The 23,983-nt window shown below is 66.2% G+C and carries 23 protein-coding genes; 10 read left to right on the plus strand and 13 right to left on the minus strand.

The genetic code is table 11. The annotated features are described in order from the left end of the window. Nucleotides 1-67 precede the first annotated feature (67 nt). The 3 genes from CI41S_RS08350 to CI41S_RS08360 all read right to left on the minus strand — a co-directional run bounded on the left by CI41S_RS08350 (nt 68) and on the right by CI41S_RS08360 (nt 5,375). Nucleotides 68-670 carry an adenylate/guanylate cyclase domain-containing protein gene (locus CI41S_RS08350; protein WP_139858442.1) on the minus strand — a complete coding sequence of 201 codons (603 nt, stop codon included), beginning with the start codon at nt 668-670 and terminating at the stop codon, nt 68-70. 286 nt (nt 671-956) lie between these two features. Then, on the minus strand, nt 957-4,133 hold the full coding sequence (locus tag CI41S_RS08355; RefSeq protein WP_139858444.1) for an efflux RND transporter permease subunit: 3,177 nt from the start codon (nt 4,131-4,133) through the stop codon (nt 957-959). A 9-nt stretch (nt 4,134-4,142) separates the two neighbouring features. Continuing rightward, entirely contained in the window at nt 4,143-5,375 is a 1,233-nt protein-coding gene (locus CI41S_RS08360) for an efflux RND transporter periplasmic adaptor subunit (RefSeq protein ID WP_139858446.1), read from the minus strand. Between the two features lie 204 nt (nt 5,376-5,579). Here CI41S_RS08360 and CI41S_RS08365 point away from each other — a divergent pair, with 204 nt between their 5' ends. The 5 genes from CI41S_RS08365 (at nt 5,580) to CI41S_RS08385 (ending at nt 9,936) form a co-directional block, all read left to right on the plus strand. Beyond that, the gene (locus CI41S_RS08365) at nt 5,580-6,374 is read left to right on the plus strand and encodes a hypothetical protein (protein ID WP_139479721.1); all 795 of its coding nucleotides are present in this window, start codon (nt 5,580-5,582) and stop codon (nt 6,372-6,374) included. 42 nt (nt 6,375-6,416) lie between these two features. Continuing rightward, nucleotides 6,417-6,638 (plus strand): cysteine rich repeat-containing protein, encoded by a 222-nt coding sequence (locus tag CI41S_RS08370; protein ID WP_139858448.1) that lies wholly within the window; start codon nt 6,417-6,419, stop codon nt 6,636-6,638. A 111-nt stretch (nt 6,639-6,749) separates the two neighbouring features. Continuing rightward, nucleotides 6,750-6,962 (plus strand): hypothetical protein, encoded by a 213-nt coding sequence (locus tag CI41S_RS08375; protein WP_139479723.1) that lies wholly within the window; start codon nt 6,750-6,752, stop codon nt 6,960-6,962. A gap of 221 nt (nt 6,963-7,183) precedes the next feature. Further along, on the plus strand, nt 7,184-8,329 hold the full coding sequence (locus tag CI41S_RS08380; protein WP_139858450.1) for an FAD-dependent monooxygenase: 1,146 nt from the start codon (nt 7,184-7,186) through the stop codon (nt 8,327-8,329). Continuing rightward, nucleotides 8,326-9,936 carry a benzoate-CoA ligase family protein gene (locus CI41S_RS08385; protein ID WP_139858452.1) on the plus strand — a complete coding sequence of 537 codons (1,611 nt, stop codon included), beginning with the start codon at nt 8,326-8,328 and terminating at the stop codon, nt 9,934-9,936. Before CI41S_RS08380 ends, CI41S_RS08385 begins: the two co-directional genes overlap by 4 nt. A gap of 250 nt (nt 9,937-10,186) precedes the next feature. On the opposite strand, the gene CI41S_RS08390 is transcribed toward CI41S_RS08385, so the two are convergent. Genes CI41S_RS08390 through maiA form a run of 3 tightly spaced genes read right to left on the minus strand, consistent with a single transcriptional unit; the run spans nt 10,187 to nt 12,499 of the window. Then, complete coding sequence (locus CI41S_RS08390; protein WP_139858455.1) at nt 10,187-11,371, minus strand: 3-hydroxybenzoate 6-monooxygenase; 1,185 nt, start codon at nt 11,369-11,371, stop codon at nt 10,187-10,189. Further along, on the minus strand, nt 11,371-11,877 hold the full coding sequence (locus CI41S_RS08395) for a MarR family winged helix-turn-helix transcriptional regulator (protein ID WP_139479727.1): 507 nt from the start codon (nt 11,875-11,877) through the stop codon (nt 11,371-11,373). The genes CI41S_RS08390 and CI41S_RS08395 overlap by 1 nt, the downstream gene beginning before the upstream one ends. Continuing rightward, nucleotides 11,867-12,499 (minus strand): maleylacetoacetate isomerase, encoded by a 633-nt coding sequence (gene maiA / locus CI41S_RS08400; RefSeq protein ID WP_139858456.1) that lies wholly within the window; start codon nt 12,497-12,499, stop codon nt 11,867-11,869. Before maiA ends, CI41S_RS08395 begins: the two co-directional genes overlap by 11 nt. Nucleotides 12,500-12,603: 104 nt before the next feature. Between maiA and gtdA the strand changes: the two genes are divergently transcribed. Then, nucleotides 12,604-13,644: a gentisate 1,2-dioxygenase gene (gene gtdA / locus CI41S_RS08405; RefSeq protein WP_139479729.1), complete on the plus strand. Its 1,041-nt coding sequence runs from the start codon at nt 12,604-12,606 to the stop codon at nt 13,642-13,644. Nucleotides 13,645-13,802: 158 nt separating this feature from the next. Here gtdA and CI41S_RS08410 read toward each other — a convergent pair whose 3' ends face one another. The 4 genes from CI41S_RS08410 to CI41S_RS08425 all read right to left on the minus strand — a co-directional run bounded on the left by CI41S_RS08410 (nt 13,803) and on the right by CI41S_RS08425 (nt 18,173). Beyond that, nucleotides 13,803-14,627, minus strand: coding sequence for an ABC transporter permease (locus CI41S_RS08410; RefSeq protein WP_172627948.1), 825 nt, complete (start codon nt 14,625-14,627; stop codon nt 13,803-13,805). Next, the gene (locus CI41S_RS08415; protein ID WP_139858458.1) at nt 14,620-15,393 is read right to left on the minus strand and encodes an ABC transporter ATP-binding protein; all 774 of its coding nucleotides are present in this window, start codon (nt 15,391-15,393) and stop codon (nt 14,620-14,622) included. The genes CI41S_RS08410 and CI41S_RS08415 overlap by 8 nt, the downstream gene beginning before the upstream one ends. 389 nt (nt 15,394-15,782) lie before the next feature. Then, nucleotides 15,783-16,787, minus strand: a complete 1,005-nt coding sequence (locus tag CI41S_RS08420) for an ABC transporter substrate-binding protein (RefSeq protein ID WP_139858459.1) — start codon at nt 16,785-16,787, stop codon at nt 15,783-15,785. 24 nt (nt 16,788-16,811) lie between these two features. Further along, on the minus strand, nt 16,812-18,173 hold the full coding sequence (locus tag CI41S_RS08425; RefSeq protein ID WP_139858460.1) for an FAD-dependent oxidoreductase: 1,362 nt from the start codon (nt 18,171-18,173) through the stop codon (nt 16,812-16,814). Nucleotides 18,174-18,278: 105 nt separating this feature from the next. Here CI41S_RS08425 and CI41S_RS08430 point away from each other — a divergent pair, with 105 nt between their 5' ends. Both CI41S_RS08430 and CI41S_RS08435 read left to right on the plus strand, forming a co-directional pair. After that, the gene (locus CI41S_RS08430) at nt 18,279-19,163 is read left to right on the plus strand and encodes a LysR family transcriptional regulator (protein ID WP_139858461.1); all 885 of its coding nucleotides are present in this window, start codon (nt 18,279-18,281) and stop codon (nt 19,161-19,163) included. 56 nt (nt 19,164-19,219) lie between these two features. After that, nucleotides 19,220-19,489 (plus strand): hypothetical protein, encoded by a 270-nt coding sequence (locus tag CI41S_RS08435; RefSeq protein ID WP_244626428.1) that lies wholly within the window; start codon nt 19,220-19,222, stop codon nt 19,487-19,489. 9 nt (nt 19,490-19,498) lie between these two features. Here CI41S_RS08435 and CI41S_RS08440 read toward each other — a convergent pair whose 3' ends face one another. Then, nucleotides 19,499-20,299, minus strand: a complete 801-nt coding sequence (locus tag CI41S_RS08440; RefSeq protein ID WP_139858462.1) for an enoyl-CoA hydratase-related protein — start codon at nt 20,297-20,299, stop codon at nt 19,499-19,501. 163 nt (nt 20,300-20,462) lie between these two features. Here CI41S_RS08440 and CI41S_RS08445 point away from each other — a divergent pair, with 163 nt between their 5' ends. Both CI41S_RS08445 and CI41S_RS08450 read left to right on the plus strand, forming a co-directional pair. Beyond that, on the plus strand, nt 20,463-21,437 hold the full coding sequence (locus CI41S_RS08445) for a ketopantoate reductase family protein (protein WP_139858463.1): 975 nt from the start codon (nt 20,463-20,465) through the stop codon (nt 21,435-21,437). Nucleotides 21,438-21,474: 37 nt separating this feature from the next. Beyond that, complete coding sequence (locus tag CI41S_RS08450; RefSeq protein WP_139858464.1) at nt 21,475-22,251, plus strand: SDR family oxidoreductase; 777 nt, start codon at nt 21,475-21,477, stop codon at nt 22,249-22,251. 138 nt (nt 22,252-22,389) lie between these two features. Here CI41S_RS08450 and CI41S_RS08455 read toward each other — a convergent pair whose 3' ends face one another. Beyond that, the gene (locus CI41S_RS08455) at nt 22,390-23,118 is read right to left on the minus strand and encodes an aspartate/glutamate racemase family protein (RefSeq protein WP_139858465.1); all 729 of its coding nucleotides are present in this window, start codon (nt 23,116-23,118) and stop codon (nt 22,390-22,392) included. 93 nt (nt 23,119-23,211) lie between these two features. Continuing rightward, on the minus strand, nt 23,212-23,892 hold the full coding sequence (locus CI41S_RS08460) for an alpha/beta hydrolase family protein (protein ID WP_139858466.1): 681 nt from the start codon (nt 23,890-23,892) through the stop codon (nt 23,212-23,214). Nucleotides 23,893-23,983: the final 91 nt, after the last annotated feature.

Below are 23,983 nucleotides of genomic sequence, written 5' to 3' on the forward strand. Positions count from 1 at the left end.
TCAACGATGCAGCGGCTGCGTCAATCCATCGTCAAATTTATCAACTTACTGATTCTATTGAAATTTATCAGTTCGCTTCAGCTGCAAACCGGTACTGAAAGACCCGCACCGGGCGGCACATATTCTTGAAGTAATGAAGGCCCAGATCTTCCAGCGGCAGGCCCACGGCATCGCGGACACGATCGGCGACCTCCTCGGTCATCGCGATGCCGCCGGGCGGAGCCAGTGTCTGCAGCCGCGCGGCAACGTTGACGTCATGGCCGTAGATGTCTTCCGGATCGGCGATGATCCTGCCGCAACTGACGCCAATACGGAAGACAATCTGTGTGTCGGCATCCTCACCGCTTGATCTGCCGACCATTCCCTGCTGCACGTGGACGGCGCAGCGGGCGGCGTCCAGTGCGGTCTCGAATTCCGCCATGATGCCGTCGCCGGTCGATTTGAGGAATCGGGCGCCGAACTCTGCAATCTTGGGGTCTATCAGCTCGCGGCGATGCGACTTGTACTGGTGATAGGTCTGCTCCTCGTCGACAATCGTGAGCCGCGAATACTCGACGACATCGACGGCAATGATCGCGCCCCATCTCCGGATGGGGTACTGGACGCTGGGCTCGTTCGCGACGTCGTCGACCAATTGCCGCGCAGTTGCCGTGAAGCGCTCGATATACATGACCGACCTCACACTGTTTGCACGTCCCCGTTTTGATCGGCTCAACCTCGCAGGCGTGCGTCATATCAGCGTTATCCGCCTGTGCTCGGCATGAGGTGCGATTGCGCACGGCGCCGCCGGCCGCCAGCGCAAGAGGCCTTTTTGTCAGCTTGTCGAAGGACTTGGCCTGTCGGTGCCGATGCGAATCCAGCGCCTTCTCGTCGGCGGTCGGCGCCCGCTCGCCGCGAGCCCGCCCGTCACAGGCATTTGAAGAAAAATGAAATATGACGCAGCGATTGACGCTGAATTACCGGATTGCGCCCGGCGCTGGCGTCTGTTGCGTCGGCTGCGGCTCCGCCGGCTTCCCCTTCTTCGCCTTGCGCCAGTTCTCGAACGTCTGCACCACGACGAAGAACGCCGGCACGAACAGCACGGCGAGGCAGGTCGAAGCGATCATGCCGGAGAACACGGTGATGCCGATCGACTTGCGGGCGTTGGCGCCGGCGCCGGTCGCGAGCACCAGCGGCAGCACGCCGAGGATGAAGGCGAACGACGTCATCAGGATCGGCCGGAACCTGGCGCGCGCCGCGTCGATCGCGGATTGCAGGACGGTGTGGCCGTCGCGCAGATGGCGCTCCAGCGCGACCTCGACGATCAGGATCGCGTTCTTGGCCGACAACGCGATCAACAGGATAATGCCGATCTGGGTGTAGAGGTTGTTGTCGATCCGCAATCCGACCAGCACCAGCATCGGGCCGAGCAGCGACAGCGGCACCGCCAGGATCACCGAGATCGGCGCATACCAGCTCTCATACTGCCCGGCGAGCACGAGATAGACCAGCAGCAGCGCCAGCGCGAACGTGTAGTAGATCTGACCGCCGACCGCCTTCTCCTGGTACGACATCGCCGTCCATTCATAGCCCGTGCCCGGCGGCAGCGTCTTGGCGGCGATCTCCTCCATCAGCGCCATCGCCTGGCCCGACGAATAGCCCTGCGCCGGCAGGCCGATGATCGATGCCGACGGATAGAGGTTATACAGGCTGATCAGCGAGGGCCCGACCGACGGCGTGATCTTCGCCACGGTGCCGAGCGGGATCATGTCGCCATTGCTGTTGCGCACCATCATGTTCTGGATGTCGCGCAGGCTGAGGCGGTTCTGCGCGTCGGCCTGGGTGTAGACCTGGAAGGTGCGGCCGAACTTGGTGAACTGGTTGACGTAGCTCGCGCCGAGATAGGTCGACAGCGCCGAGAAGATCTGGTCGGGGGTGACGTGCAGGGTCTGGGTCTTGATGCGGTCGACCTCGACGTCGAACTGCGGCACCATCGAGCGGAACGAGGACTGCACGCGCTGCAGCGCGCTCTGGCTCTGCGCGTTGGCCACGATCGCACCGGTGACCGCCTGCAGCTTGCCGTAGTCGGCGTTGCCGTCGCGCAACTCGACCTGCATGGCAAAGCCGGCGGCGTTGCCGATGCCCTGGATCGGCGGCGGCGGGATCACCAGGATGCGCGCCTCCGGGATCACCGCGAGCTTGTCGTTGAGGCCGAAGACCAGCGAGCGCAGGTCTTCGCCCGGGCCGCGCGCACTCCAGTCCTTCAGGATCAGATAGGCGACGCCGGCATTGGCGAGGCTCGAGGAGTTGTCGAGCGCGGAGATGCCGGCGATCGAAACCACCTGGTCGACTCCCGGCGTCTTGCTGGCGATCTCGGTGACCTTGTCGAGCACGTGCTGGGTGCGGCCGAGCGCGGCGCCGTCGGGCAATTGCACAGCGGCGAGCAGATAACCCTGATCCTCGATCGGAATGAACCCGGTCGGCACCCGCGACAGGCCGTAGCCGGCAGCGCCGATGATGATCAGCGCGATGGCGACCGAAATCTTGGCATGCCCGGCAATGCCGCCGACCACGCGGGAATAGAAGCGCTCCAGCCGGTCGTAGACCGCGTTGAAGCCGCGATAGAAGAAGTTGCGCTGTTCCGGCGGCGCCGGCGGGCGCAGCCATAGCGCGCACTGCGTCGGCTTCAAGGTCGCGGCGTTGACCGCACTGAGCAGCGCGGTGGCGGCGATGACCAGCGCGAACTGCGCGTACATCCGCCCGGTCAGCCCCGGCAGGAAGGCGGCCGGCAAAAACACCGAGATCAGCACCAGCGTAATGCCGACGATCGGCGCGAACAGTTCGTCCATCGCCTTGATCGCGGCATCGTGGCCGGACATGCCGCGCTCGATGTTGTGCGCCGCGCCTTCGACCACGACGATGGCATCGTCGACCACGATGCCGATCGCGAGCACGATCGCAAACAGCGTCGACAAATTGATGGTGAAGCCGAGCGCGGCCATCGCCGCGAAGGCGCCGATGATGGTGACCGGCACGGTGGTCGCCGGCACCAGCATCGCGCGCCAATCCTGCAGGAACACCAGGATCACGACCAGCACCAGTAGGCCGGCCTCGATCAGGGTCTTGTAGACCTCCTCGATCGAGGCGTTGACGAACTTGGTGGTGTCGAACGGCGTGTCGTATCTGATGTCCTGCGGGAACTGCTTGGCCAGCTCCGCCATCTTCTTCTCGACCGCCTTCTCGACCTCCAGCGCGTTGGCGCCCGGCGACTGGAACACGCCGATGCCGGTGGCGGGCTTCTGGTTCAGCGAGAAGATCTGGCTGTAGGTCTGCGCACCGAGCTCGACCCAGCCGACGTCGCGGACCCGGGTGACGTCGCCGACGTTGCCGCTCTTGACGATGATGTCCTCGAACTGGCTCTTGTCGTCGAGCCGGCCGTTGACGTTCAGCGTGTACTGGAACGCCTGCCCGGGCGGCGCCGGCGGCGCGCCGACCTGGCCGGCGGTGACCTGCTGGCTCTGCTGCTGGATCGCCTGAATCACGTCCTGCGGCACCAGCCCGCGCACCTGCAGTTTGTTGGGATCGAGCCAGACCCGCATCGAATATTGTCCGGCGCCGAACACCGTGACGTTGCCGACGCCGGGCAGCCGCGACAGCTCGTCACGGATGCTGATGGTGGCATAGTTCGACAGGAACAGGCTGTCATAGGTCTTGTTCGGCGAGGTCAACGTCACGAACAGCAGGATCGCGGTCGAGCGCTTCTGCACCGTGACGCCCTGGTTCTGCACCGCCGACGGCAGCTGCGACAGCGCGCTGGAGACGCGGTTCTGCACCAGCACCTGCGCGAAGTTGAGATCGGTGCCGATCTTGAAGGTCACGGTCAACGTATAGGTGCCGTCGGCGCCGCTGTAGGACTGCATGTACAGCATGTCCTCGACGCCGTTGACCTGCTGCTCGATCGGCAGCGCCACGGTGTCGGCCACCGTCTTGGCCGAGGCGCCGGGGTAGCGCGTCGTCACCTGCACGGTTGGCGGCACCACGTCGGGATATTGCGCGACCGCGAGGTTGTACAGCGCCACGCCGCCGAGCAGGATCATCAAGATCGCGATGACGTTGGAAAGGACCGGGCGCTCGATGAAGAATTTCGAGATCATGGCGCGTCCTTACTTCGCCGGAGCCGGCGCTGCTTCCTTGCTAGGCGCCGCCGCGGCTTCAGCCTTTTGCAGCTGCGGATCGACCTTCTGCCCGGGGATCGCGCGCAGCAATCCGGCGGTGACGACGCGATCGTCGGCCTTCAGCCCGCTCTCGATGACGCGCAGGCCCTCGTCGAGCGGCCCGGTCGTGACCTTGCGCTGCTCGACCACATTGTCGGCGTTGACGACCAGCACGTAGCGGCCGGCCTGGTCGCTGCCGATCGCGGTGTCGGGCACCAGCAGCGCATTGTCCTGCTTGTCGAACGGCACGCGAACCCGGACGTAAAATCCCGGCAGCAGCGCGCGATCCGGATTGGGGATCAGGCCGCGCACCGGAAGCGTGCCGGTCGACTGGTTGACCGTCGGCCCCACGTAATCGAGCTTGCCCTTGTGCGGATAACCGGTCTCGGTCTGCAGGCCGACCTCGACCGGCAATTGCCTGATCTCGTCGATCGGGATGCCGCGCCGCCGCGCCTCGTCGCGGACCCGCTGCACGTCCTGCTCGCTGACGTTGAAGTTCACGTAGATCGGGTCGAGCTGCACGATGGTGGCAAGCTGCGTCGGCGACGCCACGCCGACCAGTTCGCCGACCGAGACCAGATGGTTGCTGACGATGCCGTCGAACGGCGCGGCCACATTGGTGTAGCCGTAATTGACCGCGGCGATCTTGGTGTTGACCTGGGCCTGCGTCAGATTGGAGGTCGCGTTGTCGCGGGTCGAGGTCGAAGTATCCAGCGTGGACTGCGAGACCGCCTGCCGCTGCACCAGCTCGACCTGTCGCTTGTAGTCGGCTTCGGCCTGCTTCACCGTCGCCTGCGCGCCGACCTCGGCGGCCTGCGCCTGCTCGAGCTTCAGCTTGTAGGTTTCCGGCTCGATGGTGAACAGGGTGGTGCCCTTCTTCACGAAGGCACCGTCCTTGTAATCGATCGACTGCAAGAAGCCCTGGACACGCGCGACCAGATCGACGGTCTGGATCGGCGCGGTGTTTCCGGTTGCGTCCAGATAGCGGGTGATGGCGCGCTGCACCGGCGGCGCGACCTCGACCTTCGGCGGCGGCGGCGGGACAAAACTATTTTGATCGCAGGCACTTAAATTGACGAATGCGAATCCGGCGAAGGCGATGCGCAGCAAGGGCGCGGTTCGCAGTCGCACAATATTGCCGTTGCTTTGCACGAAATGCGGCGGTGTGGGCGCAAGCCTCATTTCCGAGCCTCGATTCAAAAAGCTTTCGTCAAGTCGTCGTATCGAGTGAAAACCAGCCTGATCCAATGCATAGCAACAATCTGCTTGCAGTGGAACTCGAAAGCGAAAATGATATCGCTCGTTGAGATTGCGACAAGAAGACTTTTTTCAAAACTCGGTTCGATCGGAGCGGCGGCCTCCGGCGACAACAAGGGATTAAGTCAAATGATGAACGTGCTGACACGAGCAGCGAAGCTGTCCGCATGGCTTGCGGCCGTGACATTGGTGAGCGCCGCACCCGCTTTGTCGCAAGCGCCGACCCAGGCGCAGCGCGACGCCATCAAGTCGCAATGCCGCAACGACTACATCGCGCATTGCTCCAGCGTTCCGCCCGGCGGCGAAGCGTCGCTGCAATGCCTGCAGAAGAACATGGCGAGCCTCGGTTCGGCCTGCGCGAGCGCGGTGCGCGCGGTGGAGGCGCCGGCCGCGGCGGCTGCGCCGAAGACGGACGCCGCACCCGCAAAGACCGAAGCCGCGCCGGCTGCGACCGCCGCCAAGCCGGCCGCAGCGGCGGCGGGTAAGCCGTCGAGCGCGCAGGTCTCGGCGATCCGCAGCGCCTGCCAGTCCGATTATCCCAAGGTCTGCGCCGGCGTGCCGCCCGGCGGCGCCCCGGCGCTGCAGTGCCTGGAGAAGAACAAGGCAAAACTCTCGCCGGGCTGCGAAAAGGCGGTGACCGCCGCCAGCGGCGGTGGCGCGGCGCCGGCCGCCGGCGGCGCAACCGCGACGGCTGCGCCCGCCGCGGCACCGGCGGCAGCCCCCGCGGCGACCGTGATCGTGCTGCGGCCGCTGCGCCCGCGCGAAGAGCTGTTCGTGCTGCGCTCGGCCTGCGGCGCCGACGTCCGCTCGGTCTGCGGTGGCGTCCAACCCGGCGGCGGCCGGATCGTGAAGTGCCTTGGAGACAATGCCGGCTCGCTTTCGCCGGCCTGCCGCGACGTGCTGGCGCCTTTCGCGGCGCGCTGATCCCGTTTGCTCCTGCAACCCGACCGGAAAAGGAAGCGACAGATGTTGCGTATCATCCTGACCGCCGCGCTGCTCACCGCCGCGGGCGGCGCCTTCGCCCAGGAACTGACTGCCGCGCAGCGCGACGCCTGCATGGGCGACTACGAGAAGTTTTGCAAAAGCGTGACGCCCGGCGGCGGCCGCATCATCGCCTGCCTCGCCAAGGAGAGCGACAAACTGACACCCGCCTGCAAGAAGGTGCTGGCGGCGGCGGAGAAGAAGTAGCCGCTGCGGACAGAGACCCGACGTGTGCCCGGCGGATCGCCGGGCACGGATCCGTAGCACCTTGCTGATCAACCACAGGCCCAACCAGATCTCCCCGGGAGAGGGATTACCATGCGCGCATTTTTGCTGATCGCCGCGGCCCTGTTGTCCTTTGCCGCCGTCATGATTTTTGAATCCTCCGAGGCCAGCGCCGCCGTCTGCGGACGCGGCCCCTATCGTGCCGGATGCGCCGGCCCGCGCGGCGCCGTCGTCGTCCGCAAGCCCGTCGCTGCCGGCTGCCGCTGGGTCTGGGTCGGCGGCGTCAAGGTCCGCCGCTGCTATTGAGCGCGTCGCCAAACCTGGCGCCGACCTATCGTCATGCCCGGGCTTGTCCCGGCCATCCACGTCTTTGCTGACGCGGAACCCAAGACGTGGACCCGGGACAAGCCCGGGCATGACGGAATAGAGACCAACGACCCGCGCGCATTTTCCCTCTGGCGTTCCCGCCGGAGGGCGATTAGTCTGGACCCAAATTGTAAGTACACTGTCAATCTGGGAGGCAGACGTTGCGGATCGCCGTGATCGGCGGAGGGCCCGGCGGGCTTTACTTCGCCTATCTCTGGAAGAAGCGTCACCCCGACGCCGAGATCGACCTGTTCGAACAGAACGCCGCCGGCGCCACCTGGGGCTTTGGCGTGGTGTTCTCCGAGCAGGCGCTGGAGTTTCTGCGTGCCGACGACCCCGAGACGGTCGACGCCATCACCCCACAGATGGAGAGCTGGAAGAACATCACGCTGAACCTGCGCGGCGAGAGCGTCGAGATCGACGGCGTCGGCTTCTCTTCGATCGGGCGGCTGGCGCTGCTGCAGATCCTGCAAGCGCGGGTGCGCAGCGTCGGTATCGCACCGCGCTTCGACACGTCGGTGCAATCTGTCGACCAGCTCCAAGGCTACGATCTGATCGTCGCCGCCGACGGGCTGAACTCGATGGTTCGCCGCAGCTTTGAGAGCGCGTTCGGCGCCTCGGTGTCGCAATCCACCAACAAGTTCGCCTGGTATGGCACCACAAAGCCCTTCGCGACGCTGTCGCAGACCTTTGTCGCCACCGAGCGCGGCAGCTTTAACGCCCATCACTATCGTTACGCCAGGGACATGAGCACCTTCCTGGTCGAGTGCGATGCTGCGACCTGGGACGCCTACAGCTTTGCCGGCAAGAGCATCGAAGAGTCGCAGGCGATCTGCGAGGACGTGTTCGCGGCGAGGCTGGACGGCCATCGGCTGATCTCGAACAAATCGGTGTGGCGCAATTTCCCGTGGATCTGGAACGAGCGCTGGTCGCACGGCAACATGGTGCTGATCGGCGACGCGCTGCATTCGGCGCATTTCTCGATCGGCTCGGGCACACGGCTCGCGATCGAGGACGCGATCGCGCTGACCAAGGCGCTGGAGGCGGAGAACGACATTGCGGCGGCGCTGGCGCGCTACGAGAGCGAGCGCAAGCCGATCGTGAAAAAACTCGTCACCGCCGCGCGCACCAGCGCCGACTGGTACGAGCACTTTCCCGTGCACATGAAGCTGGGCCTGATGGATTTTGCCTACAGCTACATCACCCGCTCCGGCCGGATCGACGATGCGCGGCTGCGCGCGATGTCGCCGGCCTTCATGGCCCGTTACGAGGCCGCAAAGGGCAAGTCTTCGAGAGGCACGCCATGACCGAGATCGCCGACCAGGTCCCGCAGGACAATCCCGGCGCGCGCGAGATCGGCTTTGCGCTTCCCGAGCGCTACAATGCGAGCCGCATCCTGTTCGACAATCTCGGCAACGGCAATGCCGAGCGCCTCGCGCTGACCGGCCCGGCCGGCACGCGGACCTATCGCGAGCTCTGCGCCGAGGCTGCACGCTGGGGCCACGCCTTCCAGTCGCTGGGCCTTACGCGCGGCGACCGCATCCTGCTGTTCCTCGACGACACCCCGGCCTATCCGGCGGCATTCTTCGGCGCGGTGCGCGCGGGTTTTGTGCCGCTCCTGATCAACACGCTGACAACGCCGGAGCTGCTGCAATTCTATTTGTCCGACGCCGGCGCGCAGGTCGCGGTCACCGACGCCGAGTTTTGTTCGCGCTTCAGCGCCGAGGCCTGCAAGGACACGCCGCTACGCACGCTGATTGTGGTCAACGGCACGGCAGGCGAGCACGCCGTGGCCGAGGCGCGCAACGCAGGCGAATGGTTGCCGGATTTCGCAAGCGTGCTCGACGCGGCCGACACGCATCGCAACGACATGGCGTTTTGGATGTATTCGTCGGGCTCGACCGGCCGCCCGAAGGGCATCGTGCATCTGCAGCACGACATGGCCTATAGCGAACAGGCCTTTGCCCGCAGCGTGCTGAAGCTCTCGCCCGGCGACATCTGCTTCTCGGTGCCGAAGATCTTCTTCGCCTACGGTTTTGGCAATTCGATCACCTTCCCCTTCTCGGTCGGCGCGGCGACGCTGCTGCTGCCAGGGCAGCCGAAGTCGGCCGCGATCTTCGCCGCGATCGAGCAATACCGCCCGACGGTGTTCTTCGGCCTGCCGACGCTCTACGTGACCCTAACCAAGGCGGAGGGCGCGGATGCTGCCGACTTCTCCTCGCTGCGCATGGCGGTTTCCGCCGCCGAGGTGCTGTCGGCCGACGTCTTCAATGGCTGGAAGCGGCTGACCGGGCTCGAGATCATCGAGGGCCTCGGCTCGACCGAGGTCTTGCACATCTATCTCTGCAATCGCGCCGAGACAAAAAAGCTCGGCGCCGCCGGCATGCGCGTCCCGGGCTACGAGATCATGCTGCGTGACAGCGATGGCCGCGAGGTCGGCGACGACGAGGAAGGGATTTTGTGGGTGCGCGGCGATTCCGCGACGCCGCTGTACTGGAATCGGCCGGACAAGACTGCCGAGACCGTGCGCGAGGATGGTTGGATCTACACCGGCGACCGCTTTGTGCGCGACAGCGACGGCTTTCATTTCTTCCGCGGCCGCGCCGACGACCTGGTCAAGATCTCCGGCCAGTGGATCTATCCGCTCGAGGTCGAGCTCTGCCTCGCCGATCACCCCGACGTCCGCGAATGCGCCGTCTACGCCGCCGAACTGCCCGACCGTCGCATGACGCTGAAGGCCGTGGTGGTGATGAACCGCGGCGGCTTCGACGCAACCGAGGCGACGCGGCGGCTGCAGGATTACGTCAAGGCAAAGCTGCTGCCGTACAAATACCCGCGCGAGGTGACGTTTGTCGACGAGTTGCCGAAGACCGGAACGGGCAAGATCGACCGGCAGGCGGTGATGCGGATGTAGTCGAGCCGGCGCGAACGTCTCGCCCGGGGCCACCCCTCTCCCCACCCTCCCCCGCAAGGGAGGAGGGAGCCTGACCAGCGTGCTCACCTCACACGCATGCGTCCTCTCGGGAGATTGGTTCGTGGCGATCAATGCTGACTCAACGCGGATGTAAGGAGCACACCGGCGGAAGGGCTCCCTCCCCCCTTGCGGGGGAGGGTTGGGGAGAGGGGTGCCACACGGCGCGCTCTCTCAGCGAACGCTCGGAAAACTAAGCCTTCAGCCCCGTCCCGCCATACAGCCACGCGATGTCATCGCACCACTGATCCTGCGACTTCGCGCTCATGATGGCGTTGCGGATGCGGGCGTGGTCGCCGGCGGGGTGATAGATGTGCTCGCCGATCGCGCGCGACATCAGTTGCACGCGCGCGGTGCGCGGGAAGCGTTGCGCGCGGTAGGCTTCGAGTGCAGCATCCTGGTCGTCGTGATTGGCCAGCATGTGCGACAGGCAGACCGCGTCCTCCATCGCCTGGCAGGCGCCTTGCGCGAAATATTGCAGCATCGGGTGCGCGGCGTCGCCGAGCAGCACGGTGCGCCCGTCGATCCAGCGCTCGGCGGGCTCGCGGTCGCACAGCACCCAGAGCTTCCAGTTGGTGCCGTGGCGGATGATGTTTTGCGCCCGCTCATGGACGTGGACAAAACCCTTCATCACCTCGGCTTCGGAAACCGGCTTGCCGGCGACCGGCTCCGGCGCATCGTTGTGATAGGTGACGACGAGGTTGAACACCTTCCAGCCCGACAGCGGGTAATGCACGATGTGGCACTTCGGTCCCGCCCACAGCGTCGCCGCGTTCCAGCGCAGATCCTCCGGCATCTGCTCGGTCGGGATCACCGAGCGATAGGTGGTGTGACCGGAGACGCGCGGCGGGCCATCGCCGACCACCTGCTTGCGGATGTTCGACCACAGACCGTCGGCGCCGATCAGCAGGCGTCCGGTGACGCGCTCGCCATTGGCGATTGTTGCAGTCACCGACGAACCGTCCTGCTCGTAGCCGGTCACCTCGCTCGAGACGCGCAGCTCGATCAACTCATGACTCTCGCAGGCGCGCAGGAACACCCCGTGCAGATCGCCGCGATGCACCACCGCGTAAGGGTTGCCAAAGCGCGCGCGAAACGCATCGCCAAGATCGATATGGGTGATCTCGTCGGCGGTGAGCGCGTCCATCAGCCGGAGCTTGTCGATATAGACCGCCATGTTGCGCGCGGCCTCGCCGACGCCGAGATAGTCGAAGGCGTGGAAGGCGTTCGGGCCGAGCTGGATGCCGGCGCCGATCTCGCCGAGCGCGGCAGCCTTTTCCAGGAGGATCGAACGAATGCCCTTCTGCGCCAGCCCCAGCGCCACGGCGAGCCCGCCGATGCCGCCGCCCGCGATCAGGACCGGTTTTGCCCCTGCCATCAGGTGGACCTTCCCAAATGTTCGAGCGCATCTTCGGCGCGCAGCGGCACGCGCGAGGCCTCGTTGTTGAGATCGACCAACTGGGTCAGCAGCGCCAGCAGCGTCTTGCGGTCGGCCGGCTTCAGCGGCTGCAGCATTCGCGCCTGCGCCTTGTCGACCGAGGGCATGATCTGATCAAGCACCGCGGCGCCCGCCTTGGTAAGATACAGCAGCTTGACGCGCTTGTCCTCCGGCGCGGGCTTGCGCACGATGAACGCCTTGGCCTGCAGCCGCTCGATGACGTTGCCGAGCGTGGAGCGGTCGAACGCGATCACCGCGGAGAGCCGCGTTGCGTCGATGCCCGGATGAGTCGAGATCGCGATCAGCGCGGCGTATTGCACCGGGGTCAGATCGAACGCCTTGCACTCCTCGATGAACAGCGCGACCGCGATCTGCTGCATGCGGCGGAACAGATAGCCGGGCGCGGTGTAGACCGCGTCCATGGTGACGGGTTTGCTATTCGGCATCGGGCTGCTGGTCCGGAGCGGCGTCGGCGAATGCCTTGACCTGCCTGGCCGCGGCCTCGGCCTTCAGCAGGCGCGGAAAGGCCGAGACGTCGACGCCGAAGCGCCGCGCGTTGGCGAGCTGCGGCACCAGGCAGAGATCGGCCAAAGTCGGCGCATCGCCGAAACAGAACGGCCCGCCTTCCCCCGCGATCAGGATCTCGCAGGCCGACAAGCCCTCGCGGTTGGCCCACGCCGCCCACTCCGTTACCTGCCCTTCGGGGAAGCCGAGCTGGCGCAGCCGCGCCAGCACTTTCAGGTTCTGCACCGGGTGGGTGTCGCAGGCGAGCACTTGCGCAAAGGCGCGCACCTTGGCGCGGCGCAGCGGGTCCTGCGGCAGCAGCGGCGGATTGGGATGGGTCTCGTCCAGCCATTCGATGATGGCGAGCGACTGGGTCAGAATGGCGCCGGCGTCATTCTCCAGCGTCGGCACCAGGCCCTGCGGGTTGATCGCGAGATAAGCCGGCGCGCATTGCTCGCCCTTGCGCAGATGATGCGGCAGATGTTCGGGCGAGAGTCCCTTCAGATTGAGGGCGATCCGGACCCTGTAGGACGCGCTGCTGCGGAAATAGCCATGCAGCTTCATCGGAACCTCCCTTGCACCTCGTTATTGGCTGGTTGATTGACGCTAGCCACATTGTCAGTATACTGTCAATCAATCGAACCGACAAGAACGATGGGAGGCTTGCCATGGAAGCCGTGCAGAAGACCCCGGAGCGCGAGGCGTTCTACAAGAAGATCGATGGCCAAAACCTCTCGGCGCTGTGGAACGTGATGAACGATCTGATCACGCCGGAGCCGAAGAGCGCCTGCCGCCCGCATCTGTGGAAGTTCGACCAGATCCGCGACTACATGAACGAGGCCGGCAAGCTGATCACGGCCAAGGAGGCCGAGCGCCGCGTGCTGGTGCTGGAAAATCCCGGCCTGCGCGGCCAGTCCAAGATCACGACCTCGCTGTTCGCCGGCGTGCAGATGGTGGTGCCGGGCGACATCGCCCCCGCCCATCGCCACGCCCAGTCGGCGCTGCGCTTCGTGCTCGAGGGCAAGGGCGCCTTCACCGCCGTCGACGGCGAGCGCACTGCGATGGCGCCGGGCGATTTCGTCATCACGCCGTCGATGACCTGGCACGATCATTCCAACGAGACCAATGAGCCGATGTTCTGGCTCGACGGGCTCGACATCCCAATGGTGCAGTTCTTCGACTGCTCGTTTGCCGAGGGCGCCAAGGAGGACCAGCAGCAGATATCGAAACCGTCCGGCGCGAGCTTCGGGCGCTACGGCCACAATCTGCTGCCGGTCGACCAGCGGCGGACGTCGAAGACCTCGCCGATCTTCAACTATCCCTATGAGTACACCCGCGAGGCGCTGGAGAAGGCCAAGGCCAGCGACGAGTGGGACGCCTGCCACGGCCTGAAGCTGCGCTTCTCCAACCCCGAGACCGGCGATTTTGCGATGCCGACCATCGGCACCTTCATCCAGTTGCTGCCGAAGGGTTTCAAGACCGCGCGCTATCGCTCGACCGACGCCACCGTGTTCGCCGCAATCGAAGGCAAGGGCCGCACCAGGATCGGCGACCAGACTTTTGAATGGGGTCCGCGCGACCTGTTCGTGGTGCCGAGCTGGCACTGGGTGACGCACGAGGCCGATACCGACTCGGTGCTGTTCTCGTTCTCCGACCGCCCGGTGCAGCAGAAGCTCGACCTGTTCCGCGAGGATCGCGGGAACGCGTAACTGGCTAGGGAGGCAAAGGCGCCTCCTACCGTCATTGCGAGCGAAGCGAAGCAATCCAACTTTCCGCATTCGCGGGGAGATGGATTGCTTCGTCGCGGAGCCTGTCATCGGGCGCGCATTCGCGCGACCCGTTGGCGCCTCGCAATGACGGCGTGCCCTCACCGCCAATGCAGCAGCCGCGCCTCGAGCAGGTTGATCAACTTCCCTACCGCCAGTCCGAACAGCGACAGGATGACGACGCCGGCGAGCAACTGGTCGGTCTGCATCAGATTGCCGGCCTGCAGCACGAAGGCGCCAATGCCGTATTCCGCGCCGATCATCTCGGCGCTTACGACCAGCAAAAGCGCGACCGAGGCGGTGATGCGGAAGCCGGCGAGGATCGAGGGCAGCGCGCCGGGCCAGATCACGCGGCGCACGATGGCGTGGAACGGGACGTTGAAGCTCTGCGCCATCCGGATCAAATTGCGCGGCACCGCATCGACGCCGCTATAGACCGAGATCGCGGTCGAGAAGAACACCCCGAGCGCAATGGTCGCGATCTTCGGTTCTTCGCCGATGCCGAGCCACAGGATCAAGAGCGGCAGCAGCGCGATCTTCGGGATCGGGAACAGCGCCGAGATGAAGGTGATGCCGACGCCGCGCGCCATGCCCGACAGCCCGATCGCAAAGCCGACAATGACGCCGGCGACCGTGCCGATGATCCAGCCGGTGCCGATACGCAGCAGCGACCATGAGAGGTGATGCCACAGTGCGCCCGAGGTCGCGAGCTTGGTGATCGCTACAGCAATGGCCGACGGCGCCGGCAGGAACAGCGCATTGACCCAGCCGGCGCTGCCGGCGAGCTGCCAGACCGCGATGACCAGCGCGAGCGCGACCCAGCCGGAAGAACGGCTGCCGCCCGGCGCAAATCCGGCGCCGCGAAATTCGACCGGACGCTTGGCTTCCGTCGCCTGCTCCTTCGCCTGCGGCGCGCGATCAAGCATGCTGGACCTCGCGCTCGGCATCGATCGCTTCCTTGCGGATCAGCGACCACAGGTCGGCCTGCAGCGCGGCCATCTTGCCGCGCGCATCCACCGCGCCGCGCTCGGCGCGGGTCATCGGGATGCTCACGATCTCGCGAATGCGGCCCGGGCGGCGCGACAGCACCACGACGCGGTCGGCGAGCCGCACCGCCTCCTCGAGGTTATGCGTGACATACACCGCGCCCATCGCGCCGTCGGCGAGCAGCCCGACAAAGTCCTCCATCAGCAGCTCGCGGGTCTGCGAATCCAGCGCCGACAGCGGCTCGTCCATCAACAGGATCGCCGGCCGCACCGCCAGCGCCCGCGCGATGCCGACGCGCTGCCGCATGCCGCCGGAGAGCTGCTTTGGGTAGGCCGCGCGAAAATCGGCAAGGCCGGTGCGACGCAGCGCGTCGTCGATCACGGCGCCGCGCTCACTGGGGCTCAACGCCGTGTGCAGCAGCGGGAACGCGACGTTCTCCTCCACCGTATTCCAGGGCAGCAGCGCAAAATCCTGGAACACGAAGGTCAGCGGATTGAGGCTGCCCGCCGGCGGCGCGCCGCGCAACTGCGCTGCGCCCCTACCCGGCTGCAGCAAGCCGCCGAGGATTTGCAGCAGCGTGCTCTTGCCGCAGCCGGACGGCCCGACGATCGCGACCACCTCGCCGGCGGCGACCTGGAAGGAGACATCGTCGAGCACGTCGAGCGCGCCGAAGCGATGGCTGATATGGTCGGCGATCAGGTCCATGGCGCTACGAGCTCACTGCCAGTCCCGTCATCCCCGCGCAAAGGCTTCGCCTTTGTCGCTGGAGGCGCGAGCTCTTGCGAGCCTCGAAGGATGCACGGCCACCAGCCGGGCCGTCGACCCTTCGAGGGCCGCTGAAGAAGCGGCCACCTCCAGCGACAACGGCGAAGCCGTTGCGCGGGGGTGACAGCGTTGGTTTGCTCAACTTGCTCGGTGTCATCACCCGCGCAGGCGGGCGATCCAGTATTCCAGAGGCGGTAGTGAATGAACCGAGGGGCCGCGGCGTACTGGATCGCCCGGTCAAGCCGGGCGATGACAGCGGTGGATGAGGACAAAGCTTCACACCTTCTCAGGGTGACGGGATGAATGTGATGTGTGCGGCCTGCCATCAATCAATCCGCCTTCACATAGTCCTTTGCGATGATCGTATTCGCGTCAAAACCCTTGTCGACAAAGCCCTGCTCCTGCAGCCATTTGATCTGGTTGTCGACGTTCTTCACGTCGAGCCTGCCGTCGGGATCGATATAGGCGCAGTTGCCGACCACCTGCTCGACCGGCAGGTTGGTGTATTTGGCGATGATCTCGAGCAGCGGTTTTGTGCTTTCGGTGATCGGCACCACGCCGTCCTTGATGGTGGCCAGGATCACGTCGTGATATTCGCGGTCGGCGCGCAGCAGCGCGGTGAGCAATCTCGTCACCAGCGGTGCGTTGGTCAGCGTCTTCGGCGAGGCGAAGATCGCGCCCAGCTGCCAGGGCGTCTCGTCGCCGACCCAGCCCAACAATTTTGCGCCGCCCGAATCGATCAGAGAGCGCGCGGTCGAGACCGGCAGCAGCGCGGCATCGACGGTCTCGCCCTTCAGCGCCGCGGCGGCGTTCGACAACGACTGTAGCGGCACTACCTTCACGTCGGAGAGCTTGAAGCCGTATTTGTCGGCGAGCAGGCCGAGCGAGTAGTGGAAGCTGGAGCCGACCTGGGTGACCGCGACGCGCTTGCCCGCGAGATCCTTCGGCGTCTTGAGGCCGGTCGCATAGGCGTTGTTGCTGGCGAAGTAGCCGATCAGCGGATAGCCGGCCTTCTCGCGGCTCATGCCGCCGATCACCTTCAGCGTGCCCTTGCCGGCGAGATTGTAGAGCCCGGCGGTGAACGCGGTGATACCGAAATCGACGTCGCCCGACGTGGTCGCGACCGCGATCGGCTGCGCCGCGTCGAAGAATTTCAGCTCGACCTCGAGCCCCGCGTCGCGAAAGTAGCCCTTGTCCTGCGCGATGAACACCGGCGCCGAGGACGACAGCCGCAGCACGCCGATCTTCGCCTTCAAGAGATCATCGGCCTGCGCGACGCTGCTCGCTGCCCACATCACGAGACCCGCAAGCACGAGCCGCGCCCAACCCTTCATCGCCGTCCTCCGCCTATAATCGCCCTATGACCCCTTGGGCACGGCCTGATCGCGGCCGATGAATGCGCCCTGCGTCGTGAGCTGTTGTTGCAACTTTTCGACGGAAATGTCGCGCGGAATCGTGTTGCCCGACAGCGCCAGCGCCGCCGCGGTTCCGGCCGCCTCGCCCATCACGAAACAGGCACCGGAGACGCGCGCCGCCGATTGACCCTCATGGGTCATCGACGCGCAGCGGCCGGCGATCAACAGATTGTCAACGCCTTCGGGCACCAGCATCCGGTACGGCAATTCATTGTAGCCGCGGCTGTCCGGGATCGGCGGAAATTCGAAGATCACGTCGCCCGGCACATGGGATTCCTTCGGCCAGCCATTGACGCCGATCGAATCCGCAAACGAGGCGCAGCCGAGCACGTCCTCGCCTGACAGCATGTAGCCGCCGATCACCCGCCGCGTCTCGCGGATGCCGAGCTGCGGCGGCAGATCGACGATGTAGCTGTTTTCAAAACCTGGCACCGTGCGCAGGAACGCAAAGGCCTCGACCGCCTGGCGCCGGCCCTCGATCTCGCCGCGGGTCATGTCGTCGGGGTCGATGCCGGACACCGCACTGCCGTCCTCGCGCGCAAGCTGGGTGAAATTCACCCGCCACTCGATCTGCGATTTCTGCGGCCGCACGATGGCGGACTTGCGCGGAAACGTGTGTGTGCCGCTCGCCTCCGCCTCGGCCATCAGCGCCGGAATGGTCCGCCAGGCATCGCCGGCCCTAACCGGATCGATGCCGTTGAGGCGGAACATCATCGAGGGGTAGAGCATGTTGCCGGCATTGTCGCCGACCTCGAACGGCGCGCCGGCCCACACCGCAAGATCGCCGTCGCCGGAGCAATCGATGAAAACGCTGGCCAGCACCGCCTGGCGGCCGGCCTTGGTCTCGACCATCAGCGCACGGATGTGCGACCCGTCCATCACGACGCCGGCACCGAGGGCGTGGAACAGGATGTCGACCTTGTGATGTGCGAGCAGATCGTCGGCGGCGATCTTGTAGGCCGCGGTGTCGTAGGCCTGCGCAAGAATCTTGCCGAGGATCAGATGCGGCGCGTTCAGCCCGCCGAGCCGGTCGATCCGCGCGAGCAGATCGGAGGCGATGCCCTGCACCACGCGATGCATCTCGCCGAACACATTGGCGTGCAGGCCGCAGAAGTTGGTCACGCCCGCCGCGGTGCCCATGCCGCCGAGGAAGCCGTAGCGCTCGATCAGCAGTGTCCGCCGCCCGGCCCGCGCCGCGGCCACCGCCGCCGCGATTCCGGCCGGTCCGCCGCCGAGCACGACCACGTCGTATTCGCCGTAGACCGGGATTTGCCGCGCCGGTTCTTCGATCGTGTTCGACCGCATCATTTCCGCCCTGATCAATTTGATTGATGCCGACTATGAATTGATGCGAATTGAAGTACAATCCACCAAATAATGTAATCAGCTTTCTCGAATCGAGAAAGGCAAATGGACACGCTGGTCAATCTCGAAGCCTTCCTCGCCACCGCCGACGCTGGCGGCTTCTCGGCCGCCGCGCGCAAGCTCAACGTCGCGACGTCGGTGGTAGCGAAACGCGTCACCCAGCTCGAGGAGCGCATCGGCACCGCGCTGTTCCACCGTTCCACCCGGCAATTGCGGCTGACCGAAGCCGGCCAGCAATATGTGCATCGCGCGCGCGGCGTCGTCGCCGATGTCGGCGATCTCCTGTCGCGGATGGGCGAGAAGCGGCGCGACCTCACCGATCATCTGCGCGTCAAGGCGCCGACCTCGCTGACCGTCGCGCGGCTTGCGGATGCCTTCACCGCGTTCCAGAAGCAGAATCCAAGCGTCAAGCTCGAGATCGTGATGATCGACCGTCCGGTCGATCCGGTGACGGAAGGATTCGACATCGCGATCGGCGCCTTCCCGCATTCCTTCGGCGGCGTGGTCGACGAGCCGCTGAGCCTGCTGCCGCGGCTGCTGTGCGCCGCGCCTGCGTACTTGCGCAAGCACGGCACGCCAAAACATCCGCGCGACCTGGTCGATCACCGCTGCCTCAGTTTTCTGCCGACCGGCCCGGAATGGCCGTTCGAGGGACCGCGCGGCCGCATCAACATCCAGGTGCGGCCGTATCTGTCCTCGAACGAGGGCCGCGTGCTGGCGCAGAGCGCGATCGCCGGCAACGGCATCGCGCTGCTCTCGCACTATCTGGTCGAGGACGCGCTGCGCGACCGCACCTTGCAGCCGGTGCTGCCGGAGTTTCCGATCCCCGAATTGTGGGTGAAGGCCACCGTTCCCGAGCGCCGCATCGACGCCGCCGCGGTGCAGGCGCTGCTCAAGACGCTGAAGAAGGCGCTGGCGCAGCCGCTGTGACGCGCCTTGCCCCTCGCGTACGAACCTGAGACAACGGCGCGAAAGGATCGCTCGTCTTGAAACGCCTGGTCTCAGCTTCGCTCTGTCTCATCGTCGTCGCCACGCCCGCGGCGGCGCTCGAGACCTGCCGCTTCATCCAGGACAAGGCCGAGCGCGAGGCCTGCTATCACCGCCAGGAGCAGGAGCTTGCGGCGCGGCGCAAGCCAGATCCCGCGCCTCTGGCCGGGCCATCATCGGAAGCGAAGACGTTGCAATCGCTGCAGCAGATGCGCCGCGATGACGCCGAGGTCTATCGCAGCATCCGCGGCATCTGCAACGGCTGCTGAGCGGCGTGCCTACGCTGCGCCGCCGCCCCAGCGGCCGGCGCGCTTCTCGGCAAACGACGCCAGTCCTTCCGCCGCCTCTTCGGTCTGCCGTTTTGCGGAGTGCAGATGCACCAGGCGCTTGTAGGCGGCGTCGTCGACAGCCATGCCGCCGAACGAACTTTCCAGCGCCAGCCTCTTGGTCTCGGCCAGCGCATTCGGCGCGTTGGCCAGCAGCTGCTCCACGACCTTGGCGCCGGCGCCGTCGAGATCGGCCAGCGGCACGACATCGTGCACCAGGCCGATGCGGCGCGCATCCTCGGCGCCGAAGCGCTCGCCGGTCAGCGCGTAGCGCCGCACCTGGCGCACGCCGATGGCGTCGCAGAGCTGCGGGATGATGATCGCCGCGGTCAGTCCCCAGCGCACCTCGGTGATCGAGAACAGCGCGTTGTCGGCCGCGATCACCACGTCGCAGGCCGCGATCACGCCGGTGCCGCCGCCGAAGCAGCCGCCCTGCACCAGCGCCACCGTCGGCACCGGCAGCGTGTTGAGCCGCTGCACCGCCTCGAAGGTGGCGCGCGACGCCGCCTCGTTCTCCTCGGCCGATTTCGGCCGCACGCCGTTGATCCATTTCAGATCGGCGCCCGCCTGGAAGTGTTTACCATTGCCCTTGAGCACCACGACACGCGCCGGCTTGCCGGAGAGATCGTCGATTGCCGCCAGCACGCGCTCGATCAGCGCGCCGTCATAGGCATTGTTCACCTCCGGGCGGTTCAGCGTGACGGTCGCGACCCCGCGCGCATCGAGGCTCCACAGGACTGGGCTGGCGGACATGGACGTGTCTCCCTCATTGTCGGTCTGGCGGCACTATGGCCGAGAGCACATGGCCTGATCCATCACTTTCGAGCGCGCCGGGCCGCGTCACGCGCATGACCGGTTGCGCGATGCTGCGCGTCTGTGGAAACTGCCGCTGTAGCATTCGAGGACTGTTCCATCCATGCGCATTTGCATTTTCGGCGCGGGCGCCGTCGGCAGCCACTTCGCGGTCCGGCTGGCGCGCGCCGGGCACGAGGTTTCCTGCGTGATGCGCGGCGCGCATCTCGACGCGGTCAAGGCTGATGGCTTGACGCTCAAGGTCGGCGACACCGCCGTCACCGCCAGGGTGAAGGCATCGGCCGATCCGGCCGATCTCGGACCGCAGGACGTCGTCATCAGCACGCTGAAGGCGACCGGCATCGACGCGCTCGCGGCCGGACTGGCGCCGCTGCTGCACGGCGAGACCGCGATCGTGTTCGCGCAGAACGGCATTCCCTGGTGGTACGATCTCGGCCTGCCGCAGCAGCATCCTGCGGTTCCCGATCTCGGCTTCCTCGATCCCGGCGGGCGCTTGCGCAGCGCCGTGCCAAAGGAACGCATCATCGGCGGCGTGATCTTCTCCTCCAACGAGGTGATCGCGCCCGGCGTGGTGGCGAACCTGTCGCCGGACCGCAACCGCCTGCTGATCGGCGAATGCGACGACCGGCCGAGCGGGCGCATTGCGCAGCTGCGCGCCGCGCTCAATGACGCCGCGATCGAGTCGCCGGAGGTCAAGGAAATCCGCGAGACGATCTGGTCAAAGCTGCTCACCAACATGTCGATGTCGGTGCTCTGCCTGTTGACCGGCCTGACCGCGCGCGGCGTCCGCGACGATCCGGCGATGCAAGAGGTGATCCCGCGCCTGCTCGACGAGGCCAATGCGATCGCAACGCGCTACATCCCCGCGGTCAAGCGCGTCACCCGCTCGGGCCCGGCGCCGGACCACAAGCCGTCGATCCTGCAGGATTTCGAGCTCGGCCGCGCCCTGGAGATCGACGTGCTGGTCCGCGCCCCGGCCGCGTTTGCGCGCACTGCCGGCCTCGCCACCCCGATGCTCGACCTGATGGCCGCGCTCGCGATCCAGAAGGCGCGTGACAAGGAGCTGTATTCGGGCTGACAATCCGCGCAACGACAACAAGCAGGGACAGCGAACCATGCAAGTCAAGGACAAGGTCTGCGTCGTCACCGGCGGCGCGAGCGGGATCGGCGAAGCGGTGGCGCGGGCCTATGCGACGGCCGGCGCGCGCGGCGTCGTGGTCGCCGACCTCAAGACATCACGCGACCGGCTCGCCAGCGTCGCCGGCGACATCGACGGGCTTGCGGTGACGGCCGATGTCGGGCTGGAAGACGACGTCAAGGCGCTGATCGCCGCCGCCGAGGACAAATACGGACCGGTCGACGTGTTCTTCTCCAATGCCGGATTGTCGCGCAAGGGACAGGAGTCCGCCTCGGATGCAGACTGGGACGTGAGCTGGCGGGTGCACGTGATGAGCCATGTGTTCGCGGCGCGGGCGCTGGTGCCCGGCATGGTCGCGCGCGGTTCCGGCTATCTGCTCAACACCGCGTCGGCGGCGGGGCTGCTCGCGTCGCTGAACTCGATGGCCTATGGCGTGACGAAGAGCGCCGCGGTCGCGCTCGCCGAGCATCTCGCGATCCAGTATGGCGATCGCGGCATCCGCGTCTCCGTGCTCTGCCCGCAGTCGGTACAGACAGGCATGACGACGCCGGGCCCGAGCGCGGCGCGGGTCGACGGCGTGCTGCAGCCCCCAGAGGTGGCGCGGATGGTGATCGAGGCGATGGCGGAGGAACGCTTCCTCATCCTCTCGCATCCGCAAGTGCAGGAATACATGCAGCGCAAGGCCGCCAACCGCGACCGCTGGCTGTCCGGCATGCGCCGCCTGCGCGACAAGATCTATGGCGGGGTGGTGTGACCGGCGTAGCTCGGAGTGTAGCCCGGATGCAGCGAAGCGTAATCCGGGGCCACCGTAACCGCGGATCACCGCGGATAATCTGTCCCGGATTGCGCTGCGCTTCATCCGGGCTACGCAGCTTCGCTCGCAATGACGCCATCACTCCTTCGGCGCAAACCTTTCGAGCAATCCCGTGTATGCCTTCGCCGTCGGCGAGGCGTAGGCGCCGCGGCGTGATGTCGTCAGCTTGAGGCCGGCGAGCGCCTCCGCCTGCTTCACGGCAGCGGCGACGCCATCGACCACGGGCACGCCGAACTGCCGCGACAATTCATGCGCGAGATCGGCCATGCCGGCGCAGCCGAGCACGATGGCGTCCGCGCCCTTGTCCAGCGCCCGCGCGATCTCCGCCTGTAGCTTTGCCTTGGCGCCCGAGCCAGGCTTCTCGATATCCAGCACCGCGACGTCGCAGGCGGTGACCGCGGCACGTTCGGCAAAGCCGTAGCGGCGCACCAGTTCCTCCAGCGGCACGATCGAGCGCGGCAGCGTGGTGACGATGCCGATGCGTTTTGCGACCTGTCCGGCGGTGACCAGCGCCGCCTCGCAGATCCCGACCACCGGGAAGCGCGCCACTGAGCGCGCGGCATCGAGCCCGGTGTCGTCGAAGCAGGCAATGATGCCGGCATCGGCGTCGGGCGCGTTGCGCAATGCGTCGATCAGCCCGGGGACGGCGAAGGCCTCGTCATAAAAGCCCTCGATCGAGGCCGGGCCCATCGCGGAGGTGACGGCCACGATCTCGGTGCCTGCCGCGGCCACCGCCCGCGCGGCGGTCGCGATCGTTGCGGTCATCGATGCGGTGGTGTTGGGATTGACGATCAGGATCTTTGTCATGGCAAGAATTAGTAGCCCGGATGAAGCGAAGCGCAATCCGGGAAATTCTCCGCGCGGATGATCTGTCCCGGATTTCGCTTCGCTTCATCCGGGCTACGAAAGCTTCGTGACCCACGCCGCGAACGCATCGAGCACCTCGGCCATCACCTCGCCGTCGTTGCGGCCGGAGCGTTTCAGCACGTGGAAGGAATGGTCGGCCTCCTTCACCAGCTGCAATGTCGCCCGCGCACCCAGCCCCCTCACCATTGGCTGCAACAGATCAAGCTCGGCCAGCGCGTCGCGCGTGCCCTGCAGGAACAGCATCGGGATCTTGACCTCGGCGAGATGCGCAGCACGCTCGCTCGACGGCTTGCCGGCGGCATGCAGGGGAAAGCCGAGGAACACCAGGGCGCGCACGCCGGCCAGCGGCGCCTTCGCCTGGGCCTGCGAGGTCATGCGCCCGCCGAACGACTTGCCGCCGGCGAACAGCGGCAGATCGCCGCAACGGCGCGCGGCCTCCGCCACCGCGGCGCGCACGGTCGCTTGCGCCACCGCAGGCGGATCGGGCCGGCCGCTGCCCTTCTCCATGTAGGGAAACTGATAGCGCAAGGTCGCGATGCCCCGCTCGGCGAGGCCAGCCGCGATCGTCTGCATCGACGGATGCGCCATGCCGGCGCCGGCACCATGGGCAAACACATAGGCTGCGCGCGGCTCGGCCGGGCGCAGCAGCAGCGCGGACACATTGCTGTTGTCCGAGACTGCGATAGTGAGCTGCTCTGCGCCGGCCGCGTTCAAGCCATGCCTCGGAAAAAATTGCATTGCAGTTGTAGCTTTCCACCGCGATGCGCGCAAATGCCGCCCGGACGTTGCCGCGAAACGTGAACTG

It is taken from the genome of Bradyrhizobium ivorense (genome assembly GCF_900696085.1).
In the GTDB taxonomy this organism is placed as follows: Bacteria; Pseudomonadota; Alphaproteobacteria; order Rhizobiales; family Xanthobacteraceae; genus Bradyrhizobium; species Bradyrhizobium ivorense.